General features: G+C 64.7%; 12 protein-coding genes and 1 pseudogene. 9 read left to right on the top strand and 4 right to left on the bottom strand.

Annotated elements, in window-relative coordinates:
* Nucleotides 1-41: 41 nt before the first annotated feature.
* Entirely contained in the window at nucleotides 42-1,223 is a 1,182-nt protein-coding gene (hmpA, locus tag BLV47_RS04990; RefSeq protein WP_092310572.1) for an NO-inducible flavohemoprotein, read from the bottom strand.
* Between the two features lie 156 nt (nucleotides 1,224-1,379).
* On the opposite strand from hmpA, the gene norR reads away from it, so the two are divergent.
* The 4 genes from norR to BLV47_RS04970 all read left to right on the top strand — a co-directional run bounded on the left by norR (nucleotide 1,380) and on the right by BLV47_RS04970 (nucleotide 5,410).
* Nucleotides 1,380-2,936 (top strand): nitric oxide reductase transcriptional regulator NorR, encoded by a 1,557-nt coding sequence (gene norR / locus BLV47_RS04985; protein ID WP_092310569.1) that lies wholly within the window; start codon nucleotides 1,380-1,382, stop codon nucleotides 2,934-2,936.
* 182 nt (nucleotides 2,937-3,118) lie between these two features.
* The gene (locus BLV47_RS04980; protein WP_060840948.1) at nucleotides 3,119-4,021 is read left to right on the top strand and encodes a chemotaxis protein CheV; all 903 of its coding nucleotides are present in this window, start codon (nucleotides 3,119-3,121) and stop codon (nucleotides 4,019-4,021) included.
* A gap of 3 nt (nucleotides 4,022-4,024) precedes the next feature.
* A complete protein-coding gene (locus BLV47_RS04975; RefSeq protein ID WP_092310566.1) occupies nucleotides 4,025-4,513 on the top strand; it encodes a GNAT family N-acetyltransferase in 489 nt (162 codons plus the stop codon).
* A 147-nt stretch (nucleotides 4,514-4,660) separates the two neighbouring features.
* Entirely contained in the window at nucleotides 4,661-5,410 is a 750-nt protein-coding gene (locus tag BLV47_RS04970) for a YkgJ family cysteine cluster protein (RefSeq protein ID WP_092310563.1), read from the top strand.
* A 38-nt stretch (nucleotides 5,411-5,448) separates the two neighbouring features.
* Here the strand turns inward: BLV47_RS04970 and BLV47_RS04965 are convergent, their stop codons facing one another.
* From BLV47_RS04965 to BLV47_RS04960, 3 genes and pseudogenes are all read right to left on the bottom strand, one after another.
* Nucleotides 5,449-6,504 carry a methyl-accepting chemotaxis protein gene (locus BLV47_RS04965; protein ID WP_409258983.1) on the bottom strand — a complete coding sequence of 352 codons (1,056 nt, stop codon included), beginning with the start codon at nucleotides 6,502-6,504 and terminating at the stop codon, nucleotides 5,449-5,451.
* Nucleotides 6,505-6,750: 246 nt separating this feature from the next.
* Nucleotides 6,751-7,032, bottom strand: a pseudogene (locus tag BLV47_RS36900) (PAS domain-containing protein); the annotation flags it as partial.
* A gap of 157 nt (nucleotides 7,033-7,189) precedes the next feature.
* Entirely contained in the window at nucleotides 7,190-7,435 is a 246-nt protein-coding gene (locus BLV47_RS04960) for a hypothetical protein (RefSeq protein ID WP_092310557.1), read from the bottom strand.
* 223 nt (nucleotides 7,436-7,658) lie between these two features.
* Here BLV47_RS04960 and BLV47_RS04955 point away from each other — a divergent pair, with 223 nt between their 5' ends.
* From BLV47_RS04955 to BLV47_RS04935, 5 genes are all read left to right on the top strand, one after another.
* Complete coding sequence (locus BLV47_RS04955) at nucleotides 7,659-8,816, top strand: efflux RND transporter periplasmic adaptor subunit (protein ID WP_092310554.1); 1,158 nt, start codon at nucleotides 7,659-7,661, stop codon at nucleotides 8,814-8,816.
* Nucleotides 8,813-11,908 carry a multidrug efflux RND transporter permease subunit gene (locus tag BLV47_RS04950; RefSeq protein ID WP_092310551.1) on the top strand — a complete coding sequence of 1,032 codons (3,096 nt, stop codon included), beginning with the start codon at nucleotides 8,813-8,815 and terminating at the stop codon, nucleotides 11,906-11,908. Before BLV47_RS04955 ends, BLV47_RS04950 begins: the two co-directional genes overlap by 4 nt.
* An 8-nt stretch (nucleotides 11,909-11,916) precedes the next feature.
* Nucleotides 11,917-12,594, top strand: coding sequence for a heavy metal response regulator transcription factor (locus BLV47_RS04945; protein ID WP_092310548.1), 678 nt, complete (start codon nucleotides 11,917-11,919; stop codon nucleotides 12,592-12,594).
* On the top strand, nucleotides 12,584-13,948 hold the full coding sequence (locus BLV47_RS04940) for a heavy metal sensor histidine kinase (protein ID WP_092310545.1): 1,365 nt from the start codon (nucleotides 12,584-12,586) through the stop codon (nucleotides 13,946-13,948). The genes BLV47_RS04945 and BLV47_RS04940 overlap by 11 nt, the downstream gene beginning before the upstream one ends.
* A gap of 209 nt (nucleotides 13,949-14,157) precedes the next feature.
* A complete protein-coding gene (locus BLV47_RS04935) occupies nucleotides 14,158-14,382 on the top strand; it encodes a hypothetical protein (RefSeq protein WP_092310542.1) in 225 nt (74 codons plus the stop codon).
* Nucleotides 14,383-14,386: the final 4 nt, after the last annotated feature.

Genomic DNA, 14,386 nt, shown 5'->3' with positions numbered 1-14,386 from the left:
CAGCCCCGTTGCGGGGCCAGGTTGTGCAGGAGCCGGCCGGGTTATTCCAGGGCCGCCGCCGGGCCGAAGAACTCATAGCGGCTCTGTTGCTCGGGAATGCCCAGGGCCTTGAGGTGGCGCTTGATGGCCGCCATGAACCCTTTGGGGCCGAGGAAGTAGGCGTCCAGATCGCGCTGCTGCGGCAACCAGTCGGCCAACTGCTCCCGGGTCAGCAGCCCCAGCTTGTCCGCCGCCGGGCTGACACCGTCGTCCTCGGCGTAGCAGTAGAAGCGCTTGAGCTGTGGATAACGCTGGGCCAGTTCGTCGACCCAGTGACGGAACGCATGCACCTGGCCATTGCGCGCGCAGTGGATGAAATGCACCGGGCGCTCCGTGGCCAGGGCCGCCTCCAGCATCGGCAGGGTCGGCGTGATGCCCACGCCGCCACTGATCAGCACCAGTGGCTTGTCGCTTGGCTTCAAGGTGAACTCGCCGGCAGGCGGAAACAGCATGATGCTCGTGCCTACCACGCATTGGTCATGCAGGTAGTTGGAAACCACGCCCCCGGGTTCGCGCTTGACGCTGATGCGGTACTGCCCCTGGTTGCAAAGTGCCGACAACGAATAGTTGCGCCGTACTTCCTGACCGTCGATGAACAGCTGCAAGCCGATGTACTGGCCCGGCTCGGCGGCGAGGATCGGCCCCTGATCCTGCGGCGCGAAATACAAGGAAGTGATTTCCGCGCTCTCCTGCACCTTCTGCACCAGCTTGAATGCCCGCGCGCCACGCCAGCCGCCCGGAGCCTGGGCCTTCTGTTCGTAGATCGCGGCCTCGGCGCCGATCAGGATATCCGCCAACTGGTTGTAGGCCGCGCCCCAGGCATTGATCACCTCAGGAGTGGCAATCTCGCTGCCCAGCACCTCGGAAATGGCCCGCAGCAGGCAGCCCCCGACAATGGGGTAATGCTCCGGCAGGATCTGCAGGGCCACATGCTTGTTGATGATCTTGGCCACCAGATCACCCAGTTGATCCAACTGGTCGATATGCCGGGCATACATCAGTACCCCGTTGGCCAGGGCGCGGGGCTGATCGCCACTGGCCTGGTGCGCCTGGTTGAACAGTGGACGCACCTGGGGGTACTCGGAAAGCATCATCCGGTAGAAGTGGGTGATCAGCGCTTCACCACCGCTCTCCAGCAGGGGCACGGTGGCTTTGATGAGGGTGCGATCTTGAACGCTTAGCATAGGGACAACTCCTGGACTTTATGACTGCTTGCAGGTTTCTCTTACCCAGTCAGTTTTCATGCCAAGATTAAAATCGTTATATATCAACAACTTAAAATTAAGTTAGTCATAAAGACACCCATGCATTTATAGTCATTAAGACTAGACGGAGTCATTATGACCGCAAAATCCCTACTCACGACCCTGCTCCCCCTGGTCACCGACCTGTCCCGGGAACTGCCTGAGGGCGAACGCTACCGCCGCCTGCTGGAAGCCTTGCGCGCCTTGCTGCCCTGCGATGCCGCCGCGCTGCTGCGCCTGGATGGCCAATGGCTGGTGCCACTGGCCGTGGACGGCTTGAGCACCGATACCCTGGGCCGCCGCTTCAAGGTCAGCGAGCACCCGCGCTTTGCCGCCCTGCTCGCCAGCCCCGGCCCGACCCGTTTTGCCAGCGACAGTGAGCTGCCCGATCCCTATGACGGCCTGGTGGAAGGTCTTGACGAGCACCTGGAAGTCCATGACTGCATGGGCTGCCCGCTGTTCGTCGATGAGCGGCCCTGGGGCCTGCTGACCCTCGACGCCCTGGATCCGCAGCGTTTCGAGCCCATCGAGCTGGACGCCCTGCAGGCCTTCGCCAGCCTCGCCGCGGCCACGGTCAGTGCCGCCGAGCGCATCGAACGCCTGGCTCTGCGGGCCGAAAACGAACATCAACGGGCCGAGGTCTATCGCCAGGCCAGCGGACAGCAGCGCGAGATGATCGGCCAGAGCAAGGCCCACAAGCGCCTGCTGGAAGAAATCAGCCTGGTGGGCGGCAGCGACCTGACGGTACTGATCACCGGTGAAACCGGCGTCGGCAAGGAGTTGGTGGCCCAGGCCATTCACGCTGCCTCGCCCCGGGCCGAACAGCCGCTCATCAGCCTCAACTGCGCGGCCCTGCCCGACACCCTGGTGGAAAGCGAACTGTTCGGCCATGTGCGCGGCGCCTTCACCGGCGCCACCCAGGATCGCCGGGGCAAATTCGAGCTGGCCAATGGCGGCACGCTGTTTCTCGATGAGGTGGGCGAGTTGTCGCTCACGGTCCAGGCCAAACTTCTGCGGGTCTTGCAGAGCGGACAGTTGCAGCGGTTGGGTTCGGACAAGGAGCATCAGGTGGACGTGCGCCTGATCGCCGCCACCAACCGCGACCTGGCCGAGGAGGTGCGCAGCGGACGCTACCGTGCCGACTTCTACCACCGCCTCAGCGTCTACCCGCTGCGCGTGCCGGCCCTGCGCGACCGGGGTCGCGATGTACTGCTGCTCAGCGGCTACTTCCTGGAACAGAACCGTTCGCGCATGGGCCTGGGCAGCCTGCGACTCAGTGCCGACGCGCAGCAGGCGCTGCTGGGCTACAACTGGCCGGGCAACGTTCGCGAGCTGGAACACCTGATCGGTCGCAGCGCCCTCAAGGCCCTGGGCAACTGCCGCGAACGACCGAAGATTCTCAGCCTGGATGCAGCCGACCTCGACCTGCCCGGGCTCAGCGAAAAAGCCCCGAACGCCCTCGCCCCAGCCCTGGAAAGCCTGACGCCGGCGCCCCTGGACGGCGACCTGCGCCAGGCCACCGAACGCTATCAACGCCAACTGATCAACGCCTGCCTGGAACGGCATCAGCACAACTGGGCCGGTGCCGCCCGTGAGCTAGGCTTGGACAGAGCCAACCTCAGCCGCCTGGCCAAGCGCCTGGGCCTGCGCTAGACACCAGGGTTGGGTGGTGGGAGCTGGCTTGCCAGCGCAGGGCACAGAACAGATCCCGTGCCCCGCCCTGCGCCAACGGAAAGCAGGAACACCGCTAAAGCCTGCCTTGAATACGTCGATAACCCGTTATCAATGGTGCTGCGTGGGTCGAGCCACACGCCAACTTTTCAGAGAAGGTTTTTATGTCCTCCAACAAAGCCCGCGCAGATTCGCTTTCGCTTCTGCTGTTTACCTTGCGCAGCGGCAAGCTGATGGCGATCAACCTGCTTAAAGTCAGTGAAATCATTCCCTGCCCGCCGCTGACCAAGCTGCCGGAATCCCACCCCCATGTGAAAGGCATCGCCACCCTGCGCGGCAACTCGCTGTCGGTGATCGACCTCAGCCGGGCCATTGGCGAGCGCCCTCTGGCCGACCCGGACAGCGGCTGCCTGATCGTCACCGACGTCAGCCGCTCCAAGCAGGGCCTGCACGTGCAGGCGGTGAGCAAGATCGTGCATTGCCTGACCACCGATATCCGCCCGCCGCCCTTTGGTTCCGGCGGTATCAAGTCCTACATCACCGGCGTGACCCAGGTAGACGGCACCCTGGTGCAGGTGCTGGACATCGAGAAGGTGATCCACGGCATTGCCCCGGCCCAGATCGAGATGGCGCCCACCGAACTGAGCATGGAAGACGCCGAAGCCCTGGGCAACGCGCGGATCCTGGTGGTGGACGACAGTCAGGTGGCGCTGCAGCAATCGGTGCACACCCTGCGCAACCTCGGCCTGCAATGCCACACCGCCCGCAGTGCTAAGGAGGCCATCGACTGCCTGCTGGAACTGCAGGGCACGGCCAACGAAATCAACCTGATCGTCTCGGACATCGAGATGTCGGAAATGGACGGCTACGCCCTGACCCGGACGCTGCGGGAAACCCCGGACTTCGCTCACCTCTACGTGTTGCTGCACACCTCCCTGGACAGCGCCATGAACAGTGAAAAAGCGCGTCAGGCCGGGGCCAATGCGGTACTCACCAAGTTCTCTTCGCCGGAACTGACCCGCTGCCTGATCGACGCCGCCAAAACCATCGCCAGCCAGGCGGCCTGAACCATGAGCGAAATCCACTGCCTGCTGCTGCGCCGCGATCTCACCCGCACGCTGGCCGTTGCGCAGTGGCCACCCGGTGTCACCCTGCTGCACTACCAGCCCGAGCTGGCTGCCCAGGTGCATCAGCTGATGCACCTGGGCTACCAGGATGGCGGCGGCAGCGTGCCGCCCCTGGAGCGCTGGCGCCAGTCCTTCGAAAGCGATGCCGAATACGATCCGCAACTCTGTCTGCTGGCCCGGGATGCCAGCGGGCTGATCGGCGTCGCCCAATGCTGGACCAGCGCCTACATCAAGGACCTGGTGGTGCATCCCCGCGCCCGTGGCCAGGGTGTGGGGCGGGCCCTCCTTGAGCAGGCCTTCGTGATGTTCGCCGAACGCCGGGAAGGCTTTGTCGATCTGCGGGTTCTGGAAGACAACCAGCGAGCCCGCCGCCTGTATGAAAACGCCGGCATGCAGATCCTGCGTCGCGAGCGGGTGCCCCAGGGCTCCTGAGCACCTGAGCACCTAAGCACCGACCTGACCCGATACCCCCCGCCAGCCGCGGTGAGTGGCGTGCAACTTGCTTGGCTCCCTGCTCCAGCCGCGTCGACCTGGTTTTTTCGACGCGATCCCCATCGCCCCAGAAGGGTTCCACGATCCATGAACACCCAGTTTTCCTGCGTTGGTTGCGGCAAGTGCTGCAGCGATCACCACGTGCCCCTGACCCTCACGGAAGCCCGGGCCTGGGCGGCTGACGGCGGTCAGGTGATCGTTCTGGTGGAAGCCTTCCTCGGCAATGGCCTGGGCTTGCCAGTGGCGCAGCGCGACCATGCACAACGCCGCTCCTGCCGGGTGTTCAGTGGCAGCGCCGAGGCCTATGTGGCGATCACTTTCGCCGCCTACAACGTCGGCCCCTGCCGGAATCTTGACGAAGAGTCGCGCTGTCGCATCTATGAACGGCGACCGCTGGTGTGTCGCATCTATCCGATGGAAATCAATCCGCACATTCCGCTCAATCCATTGGCCAAGGACTGCCCGCCGCATTCGTGGGAACAGGGTCCGCAACTGATCCTCGGCGGTGAACTGGTGGACCCGGAACTGGCGGAGCTGATCGCGCGCTCGCGCCAGGCCGACCGTGACGACATCCAAGCCAAGGAAGCCATCTGCGCCTTGCTGGGGATCCGCACCACGGCCCTCAAGGGCGACGGTTTCACCGCCTATCTGCCCGACATCAATGCCCTGGCTACGGCCATCGACCAGGTCTGCGCCGCCGCCCCGCAGACCGCGAGCCAGCCTTGGCGCTTTCACCTGTCCGGCGACGACATCGCCAGCCAGGTCCTGGCCGCCGGAGCCCAGGTGGTCAGCACCGCCGGCCTGGACTACGCCTTCATCTCCCTGCGCGCCGCCTGAGCCAATCGCAGCGGCTGGCCGGCGCCCCGCGCGGCGGCCTAGCCACGCTTGTGCCAGAACTCATGGGCCAGCTGGCGCAGGTCCCCCGCCAGCCCGGCCACATCGCCTGAGTTGACGTGGCTGAGCTGGCCGGCACTGACCGTCACTTCGCAGGCATTGCGAATACCGATGATGTTGCGGTTGATGTCCTCGCTGACCGCGCTCTGCTCTTCCACTGCCGCAGCAATCTGCAGGCTCATCTCGGTGATCTGGTTGACCCGCTGGCTGATGCCGTCCAGGGCCACCGCTGCGCGCTGGGCCTGGTCGACGCTGCTTTCCACGTGCGCACTGCTGTGCTGCATGGCCTCCACCGCATGGCGTGCCGCATTTTGCAGGGTGCTGATCATGCGCTGGATCTCGTTGGTGGAATCCTGGGTCCGCTGGGCCAGGCCACGCACCTCATCGGCCACCACGGCAAAGCCACGTCCCTGCTCGCCGGCCCGCGCCGCCTCGATGGCCGCATTCAGGGCCAGCAGGTTGGTCTGTTCGGCAATGCTGCGGATCACCTCCAGCACCCCGGAAATGTCCGAGCTGTGGCCTTCCAGTTGATGGATGACCTCGGTGGCCCGCTCCAGCTCGCTGGCCAGGCGCAACACCGCGCTGCGGCTTTCACCCACCAGCTGATGTCCTTCGCGGGTTTCGCTCTCCGCCTGATCGGCGGCCTCAGACGCCTGCTGTGCATGGGTGGCGACCTCGGCCACGCTGGCGGCCATCTGATGAATGGCCGCGGCCACCTGATCGGTTTCCGCCTGCTGCTCCAGGGTGCTGTTATGGCTGCTGTGCAGATGCTCCACCAGCTCCGCGGCATGCCCGGCCAGGCGCTGGGAAGCATCGCCAATCCGCCCCACCACGGCTCCTACCTGGGCTTCGAGCATCTGCAGGGCGAACTCGATACGTCCGAACTCGTCCGCACGACCGGTGTAGATGCCCTGGCTCAGGGGGTTGTCGCCGATCTGCCGGGCGCGCTCGGCCAGGCGATCCAGCGGGCGCATTTGTACACCGACCGCCACCAGGCTCAGGCACCAGCCCATAGCCATCACCGTGCCCTGGAGCATCCAGGACTCGGGCAGCAGCCATGCTGAAACTCCGAAACTGCCGATAAAACCGGCGCTGATGGCGGCCCACAGGCGCAAGCGCAAGCTCATGACCGGCAGCAGGCTCCACCATGAAGGCCCGCCCTCCCTGAGCCGGGCATAAGCCTGCTCGGCGGCGGCGATCTGTTGCGGGCTGGGCTTGGTGCGCACCGATTGGTACTCCACCGCCTGACCGTCCCGCGTCACCGGGGTGACGTAGGCGCTGACCCAGTAGTGGTCACCGTTCTTGCAACGGTTCTTGACCATGCCCATCCACGAGCGGCCGCGCTTGAGCGTGCGCCACATATGGCCGAAGGCCGCCGCGGGCATGTCCGGGTGACGCAGCAGGTTATGCGGCGAGCCCAGCAGTTCTTCGCGGGTGTAGCCGCTGATCTTGATGAAATCAGGATTGGCGTAGGTGATCGCGCTGGTCAGATCGGTGGTCGAAAGGATGTTCGCATCAGGGGCAAAGTCCACGTTTCGCCCAGTAACCGGCAGGTTGATCTTCATGGCAAGCGCGCTCGTAATTGTTAGGAGGAGTCGGCAGGGCTGCTGACTCTAAGCGCACTGATGCCACGAATACTGATCCAGCTCAGGTTTAAAGCAATTAGCCATCACTGCGATTAAAAAGCGCAAATCAGGGCAATGTCTGCGATTGTCGGCGATATCAGCGTTTGCCCATGGAGCGACGGGTGCCGGGCGGCGCAGCGCCGGGGGTCTTGGTGTGGCCGTTGCTGACGCCGTTCTTGTACCAGGGCTGCTGGGCATTCTTGGCCGGCGCGAACTCGGACGGCTTGAAAGGAAACTTGAACGCCGGAATCGCCGCTTTGGCCTCGGTTTCAGGAGTGGCCGGGGCGGCCGCGGGATCGACGCTCAGGCCGTCATCCGCAGCAGGTTGTGCAGGGGAAGTCATGGAAGCTCCAGGGGAGAAGGATAATCCGCGCCAGGGAACGGGCCGCAGTGGCCGGCAGTATACCTGTGCACCCGCGATCTTTGACCTGGGGCGCGGCGGCCGGACGGTACTTTTCTGACAGCGCTGACAGCTGGCGGTCACGCTGTTGACCGGGTTGCCGGACTATAACTGTCAACAGATCATGGCCAACCTCTGACACCCTTGCCCCCGGCGTTCTACCTCTATGCCCATTGCCAAGAAAACCGTCGTGACCGCAGCGCTGCTGGTGGGCCTCACCGCTGGCGCGGCCTGGTTTCTCAACAAGCCGGTGACCGCCAGGCTGGCCGCGCCCACGGCAATCCCGGTGCGAGTGGTGCAGGTGGTCCAGCAGGATGTGCCGCGCTACGTCAGCGGCATCGGTACGGTGCTTTCGCTGCACAGCGTGATCATCCGTCCCCAGGTGGATGGCATCCTCACCCGCTTGCTGGTCAAGGAAGGCCAACTGGTCAAGGCCGGGGACCTGCTGGCCACCCTCGATGACCGCTCGATCCGCGCCAACCTGGATCAGGCCAAGGCCCAGCTGGCACAGAACCAGGCCCAGTTGCAAGTGGCGCAGGTCAACCTCAAGCGCTACAAGCTGCTGTCGGTGGATGACGGCGTCTCGAAACAGACCTACGACCAGCAAGCGGCCCTGGTCAATCAGCTCAACGCCACGGCCCAGGGCAACCAGGCCGCTATCGATGCCGCGCAGGTCCAACTGTCCTACACCCAGATCCGCTCGCCCGTCACTGGCCGGGTGGGCATTCGCAGCGTGGACGAAGGCAACTTCCTGCGCATGAGCGACGCGCAAGGCCTGTTCTCGGTGACCCAGATCGACCCCATCGCCGTCGAGTTCTCCCTGCCCCAGCAGATGCTGCCCACCCTGCAGCAACTGGTCCGCGCCCAGGACCCGGCGGCGGTCCAGGCTTACCTGGGCACCGACAGCAACAAGACCGGCACCCTGCTGGGTAATGGCCATCTGAGTCTGATCGACAACCAGATCAACACCAGCACCGGGACCCTGCGCGCCAAGGCGGAGTTCGACAATCCCCAGCAAAAGCTCTGGCCCGGGCAACTGGTGACCGTGAAGATCCAGACCGCGCTTGACCAGGGTGCGCTGACCGTACCGCCCACGGTGGTCCAGCGTGGCCTGGATCAGCACTTCGTGTTCCGGATCAAGGGCCAGCAGGTGGAAAGCGTACCGGTACAGGTGCTGTACCAGGACAGCGAGCTGAACATCATTACCGGGGTCCAGGCCGGGGATGTGCTGGTCAGTGACGGCCAGTCGCGGCTCAAGCCCGGCTCCCGGGTCCAGGTGCTGGATGCCCCGCCGCAGGCGCCGGCAAGGGAGCCCAAGCCATGAAGGGGCACGGCTCCCTATCCGCCTGGTGCGTCGACCATCCAGTCGCCACCGTGCTGCTGACCTTTGCCCTGGTGTTGCTGGGAGCGGTTGCCTTTCCGCGCCTGCCCGTGGCGCCGCTGCCGGAGGCCGAGTTCCCCACCATCCAGGTCTCCGCTTCCCTGCCCGGGGCCAGCCCGGACACCATGGCATCCTCGGTGGCCACGCCCCTTGAAGTGCAGTTCAGTGCCATCCCCGGCATGACCCAGATGACCTCCAGCAGCGCCCTGGGCTCGACCCTGCTGACCCTGCAGTTCACCCTGAACAAGAGCATCGATACAGCGGCCCAGGAAGTGCAGGCGGCGATCAACACCGCCGCCGGCAAACTGCCCAAGGACATGCCCACCCTGCCCACCTGGAGGAAGGTCAACCCGGCCGACAGCCCGGTGCTGATCCTCAGCATCAGTTCGACGCAGATGCCCGGCACCGAGCTCAGCGACTACGCGGAAACCCTGCTGGCCCGGCAGATCAGCCAGATCGACGGCGTCGGCCAGATCAACATCACCGGCCAGCAACGTCCGGCGATCCGGATCCAGGCCGCGGCGGACAAGCTGGCGGCCATCGGCCTGACCCTGGCCGACATCCGCCTGGCGATCCAGCAGACCAGCCTCAACCTGGCCAAGGGCGCGTTGTACGGTGAGTCGAGCATCTCCACCCTGTCCACCAACGATCAGCTGTTCGATCCCGAGGAGTACGCTCAACTGATCGTTTCCTACAAGGACGGCGCAGCGGTGCACCTGCAGGACGTGGCCCGGGTGGTCAGCGGCCCGGAAGACGCCTACGTCCAGGCCTGGTCCGGCGATCAGCCGGGAGTCAACCTGGTGATCTCGCGCCAGCCGGGGGCCAATATCGTCGATACCGTGGATCGCATCCAGGCCGCCCTGCCGGGCCTTGAGGCGATGCTGCCGGCCTCGGTGCAGGTCAAGGTGCTGGTGGACCGCACCCAGACCATCCGCGCCTCGCTGCATGAGGTGGAGATCACCCTGCTGATCGCGGTGCTGCTGGTGGTGGCGGTGATGGCACTGTTCCTGCGCCAGTGGTCGGCGACCCTGATCGTTTCCGCGGTGCTGGGGGTATCGCTGACCGCGAGCTTCGCCCTGATGTACCTGATGGGCTTCAGCCTGAACAACCTGACCCTGGTGGCCATCGTCATCGCCGTGGGCTTCGTGGTCGACGACGCCATCGTGGTGGTGGAGAACATCCACCGCCATCTGGAAGCCGGCGACGGCATGCGCGAGGCGGCGATCAAGGGGGCTGGTGAAATCGGCTTCACCGTGGTGTCCATCAGTTTCTCCCTGGTGGCGGCGTTCATTCCCCTGCTGTTCATGGGCGGCGTGGTCGGTCGGCTGTTCAAGGAGTTCGCCCTGACCGCCACCTCCACCATCATGATTTCGGTGCTGGTCTCGCTGACCCTGGCGCCGACCCTGGCCGCCCTGTTCATGCGCGCCCCGGTGCACCCGGCCCACGCCAAGCCGGGCTTCGGCGAGCGCCTGCTGGCCCTCTACGAGCGTGTCCTGCGCCGGGCCCTGGCCCGGCAGAAACTGATGCTGGGGATTTTCGGCCTGACCCTGAGCATGGCCATTGCCGGCTACATCCTGATTCCCAAGGGCTTCTTCCCGGTGCAGGACACCGGCTTCGTGCTCGGCACCACCGAAGCCGCCGCGGACATCTCCTACCCGGACATGGTGAAGAAACACCAGGCGCTGGCCGAGATCGTCGCCGCCGACCCGGCGGTGCAGGCCTTCTCCCATTCGGTGGGCGTCTCTGGCAGCAACCAGACCATCGCCAACGGCCGCTTCTGGATCTCGCTGAAAAAACGCAGCGAGCGGGATGTCTCGGCCAGCGCCTTTATCGACCGCATCCGCCCGCAACTGATGCGGGTGCCCGGTATCGTCCTCTACCTGCGAGCCGGGCAGGACATCAACCTCAGTTCAGGCCCCAGTCGCGCCCAGTACCAGTACGTGCTGAAAAGCAACGACGGTCCGACCCTGACCACCTGGACCCAGCGCCTGACCGAGAAACTGCGCGGCAACCCGGCGTTTCGCGACGTCTCCAACGATCTGCAACTGGGCGGCAGCATCACCCACATCAACATCGACAGGACCGCCGCCGCGCGCTTCGGCCTCACCGCCAGCGATGTCGACCAAGCGCTGTACGACGCCTTCGGCCAACGTCAGATCAACGAGTTCCAGACCCAGATCAACCAGTACAACGTGATCCTCGAACTCGACACCCAGCAACGGGGCAAGGCCGAGAGCCTCAACTACTTCTACCTGCGCTCGCCGTTGACCGGGGACATGGTCCCGTTGTCGGCCCTGGCGCGTTTCGATGCGCCCAGCATCGGCCCGCTGTCGATCGCTCACGACGGCATGTTCCCGGCCGCCAACCTGTCATTCAACCTGGCCCCCGGCGTGGCCCTGGGGGACGCGGTGATCCTGCTGCAACAGACCAAGAACGAGATCGGCATGCCGGCGGCCATCAGCGGCAACTTCCAGGGCGCGGCCCAGGCCTTCCAGAGCTCCCTGGCCAGCCAGCCGTACCTGATCCTCGCCGCGCTGGTGGCCGTGTACATCATTCTCGGGGTGCTGTACGAAAGCTTCGTGCATCCGCTGACGATCATTTCCACCCTGCCCTCGGCGGGGCTCGGCGCCTTGCTGATGCTCTGGCTCTGTGGCCAGGACTTTTCCATCATGGCGCTGATCGGCCTGGTACTGCTGATCGGCATCGTCAAGAAGAACGGCATCCTGATGATCGACTTCGCCCTGGAAGCCCAGCGTAACGGCGGCCTGCCTCCCGAAGAAGCGATCTACCAGGCCTGCATCACCCGGTTCCGGCCGATCATCATGACCACACTGGCCGCCTTGCTCGGCGCCCTGCCTCTGATGCTCGGCTACGGCACCGGCGCCGAACTGCGCCAGCCCCTGGGTATCGCCGTGGTCGGCGGCCTGCTGGTGAGCCAGGCGCTGACGCTGTTCACCACGCCAGTCATATACTTGTGGCTCGAGCGGCTGTTCCACCGGCCCCGGCCAGCCCTTTTGCCGGACACCCACACCTGAGGCGGGTCATGCGCGTTCTGATTATCGAAGACGAAGAAAAAACCGCGGACTATCTGCACCGCGGGCTGACCGAGCAGGGTTACACCGTCGACCTGGCCCGGGATGGCATCGAGGGGCTGCACCTGGCGCTGGAAAGCGACTACGCGGTGATCGTGCTGGATGTCATGCTCCCCGGGCTGGACGGTTTTGGCGTGCTGCGGGCATTGCGCGCGCGCAAGCAGACTCCGGTGATCATGCTCACCGCCCGCGAGCGCGTCGAGGACCGGATTCGCGGCCTGCGCGAGGGTGCCGACGATTACCTGGGCAAGCCCTTTTCCTTCCTTGAACTGGTGGCGCGCCTGCAGGCCCTGACCCGCCGCAGTGGCGGGCACGAGCCGGTACAGATCAGCATCGCCGACCTGTGGATCGACCTCATCAGCCGCAAGGCCAGTCGCGCCGGCACCCGCCTGGACCTCACCGCCAAGGAGTTCTCGCTGCTCAGCGTGCTGGCCCGGCGCCAGGGCGAGATCCTGTCCAAGACCTCGATTGCCGAGATGGTCTGGGACATCAATTTCGACAGCGACGCGAATGTCGTCGAAGTGGCGATCAAGCGCCTGCGGGCCAAGCTCGACGGACCTTTCGAGCACAAGCTGCTGCACACCATCCGCGGCATGGGGTATGTGCTGGAGAACCGCAGTGGCGAGTAACTCCATCGCCCTGCGCCTGAGCGGGCTGTTCACCCTGGTGGCCCTGCTGATCTTCCTGCTGATTGGCGGTGCCCTTTATCAACAGGTGGACAAGGGCCTGGGGCTGCTGCCAGAAGCCGAGCTGGACGCGCGCTACAGCGTGCTGGAGTCGGCCCTGAACCGCTACGGCAATCCGGAACACTGGGCCAAGATCAACGCCAAGCTCAAGCTGCTCAGCGAGGAAGACAGGCGCATCCGTTTCTGGGCGGTGAGCGACGACGCCGGTTATGAATACGGCAACCCGGACCCGCAGATCCGTGCATTCGCCGAAGGGCCGTTAGGCATGCGCGACCTGAACCTGAGCGACCATCCCTATCCGTTGAAGGTGCTGGTCAGCCAGTTGCCGGCCAAGGAACAACGCCCGCCCCTGCGCTTTTTGATCGCCATCGAGACCGACACCTTTCACCAGACCCAGCACCACTTGCTGATGGCGCTGATCGGCCTGGCCATCGTCGGCGTCGTGCTGGCCTCGGCCCTGGGTTACTGGGTAGCGCGGATCGGCCTCAAGCCGCTGATCAAGCTGTCCCAGGAGGCCCAGCGCCTGGCACCGCCACGGCTGTCCGGGCGCCTGCAACTCTCGCCCCTGCCCCCGGAGCTGAGCCAGTTCGTCAACTCCTTCAACTCCACCCTGGAACGGGTCGAGCAGGCCTACTCACGCCTGGAATCGTTCAACGCCGACGTCGCCCACGAACTGCGCTCGCCGCTGACCAACCTGATCGGCCAGACCCAGGTGGCCCTGACCCGTGGCCGCTCGGCGGAGCATTACTTCGAAGTGCTGCAATCCAACCTTGAAGAACTGGAACGGCTGCGCTCCATCGTCAACGACATGCTGTTCCTGGCCAGCGCCGACCAGGGCAGCAAGGCCACCAAGCTCACCAGCACCTCCCTGGCGGCGGAAGTGGCCACCACCCTGGACTACCTGGATTTCATCCTCGAAGACGCCCAGGTACGGGTCGAGGTCCAGGGCGATGCCCAGGTGCGGATCGAGATTGCCCACCTGCGCCGGGCCCTGATCAACCTGCTGAGCAATGCCGTGCAGCACACGGCGGCGGGCGAAGTGATCCGAGTACGGATCGAGGTGCAGGAACATCAGGTGACGATCGCCGTGAGCAATCCGGGCCAGAGCATTGCCAGTGAACACCTGCCCAGGTTGTTCGAGCGCTTCTACCGGGTCGACGCCTCGCGCAGCAACAGCGGCGCCAACCATGGCCTGGGGCTGGCCATCGTCAAGGCCATCGCCCTGATGCACGGTGGCGACGTTTTCGTGCGCAGCGACCGGGGCGTCAATACCTTTGGGCTCTATCTGCCTCTCTGAGTGGCGGATTCTGTAGGCGCCGGCTGGCCGCCCAGCGAAGACGTCAACACATCCGCTGCAAGACGATATGACGCTTGCGCTGGCAAGCCAGCAGCAACTGTTGTTTTTTTGGTAACAGTCCTTATCCTGTTCGACTCTTTTTCCTGCAGCCCACTGGTTATATTTTTGTCGCACCGAATTGAACTTGCTCCGCAAGAAGGTCTTCAGAAATGTCCAACAGTATGGGTATCGCCAGCGCCTTTGTTTTGTCTTCCCTGTTCGTGGTGCCAATGGCCATGGCCGAGGAATCCCAGGGATTCGTGGCCAGAAATGCCGCACGCGCCGCCGCCTTCGAACAAGCCCAGATCGCCCAGGCCGCCCAGCAGCAAAACAGTCAGCAAGCCCAGAAAGTCACGGCCGAGCAAAGCCAGAGCGACGCTCGAAAAGACAGCTGATCCG

It is taken from the genome of Pseudomonas saponiphila (genome assembly GCF_900105185.1).
GTDB lineage: Bacteria > Pseudomonadota > Gammaproteobacteria > Pseudomonadales > Pseudomonadaceae > Aquipseudomonas > Aquipseudomonas saponiphila.
This window is presented reverse-complemented; position numbering and strand designations above follow the sequence as displayed.

Coding starts and splice junctions, on each gene's coding strand:
- norR (WP_092310569.1), top strand. CDS start 1,380: ATGACCGCAAAATCCCTACTCACGACCCTGCTCCCCCTGGTCACCGAC.
- BLV47_RS04960 (WP_092310557.1), bottom strand. CDS start 7,435: ATGACTTCCCCTGCACAACCTGCTGCGGATGACGGCCTGAGCGTCGAT.
- BLV47_RS04975 (WP_092310566.1), top strand. CDS start 4,025: ATGAGCGAAATCCACTGCCTGCTGCTGCGCCGCGATCTCACCCGCACG.
- BLV47_RS04965 (WP_409258983.1), bottom strand. CDS start 6,504: ATGCTCCAGGGCACGGTGATGGCTATGGGCTGGTGCCTGAGCCTGGTG.
- BLV47_RS04970 (WP_092310563.1), top strand. CDS start 4,661: ATGAACACCCAGTTTTCCTGCGTTGGTTGCGGCAAGTGCTGCAGCGAT.
- BLV47_RS04950 (WP_092310551.1), top strand. CDS start 8,813: ATGAAGGGGCACGGCTCCCTATCCGCCTGGTGCGTCGACCATCCAGTC.
- BLV47_RS04980 (WP_060840948.1), top strand. CDS start 3,119: ATGTCCTCCAACAAAGCCCGCGCAGATTCGCTTTCGCTTCTGCTGTTT.
- BLV47_RS04935 (WP_092310542.1), top strand. CDS start 14,158: ATGTCCAACAGTATGGGTATCGCCAGCGCCTTTGTTTTGTCTTCCCTG.
- BLV47_RS04945 (WP_092310548.1), top strand. CDS start 11,917: ATGCGCGTTCTGATTATCGAAGACGAAGAAAAAACCGCGGACTATCTG.
- BLV47_RS04955 (WP_092310554.1), top strand. CDS start 7,659: ATGCCCATTGCCAAGAAAACCGTCGTGACCGCAGCGCTGCTGGTGGGC.
- hmpA (WP_092310572.1), bottom strand. CDS start 1,223: ATGCTAAGCGTTCAAGATCGCACCCTCATCAAAGCCACCGTGCCCCTG.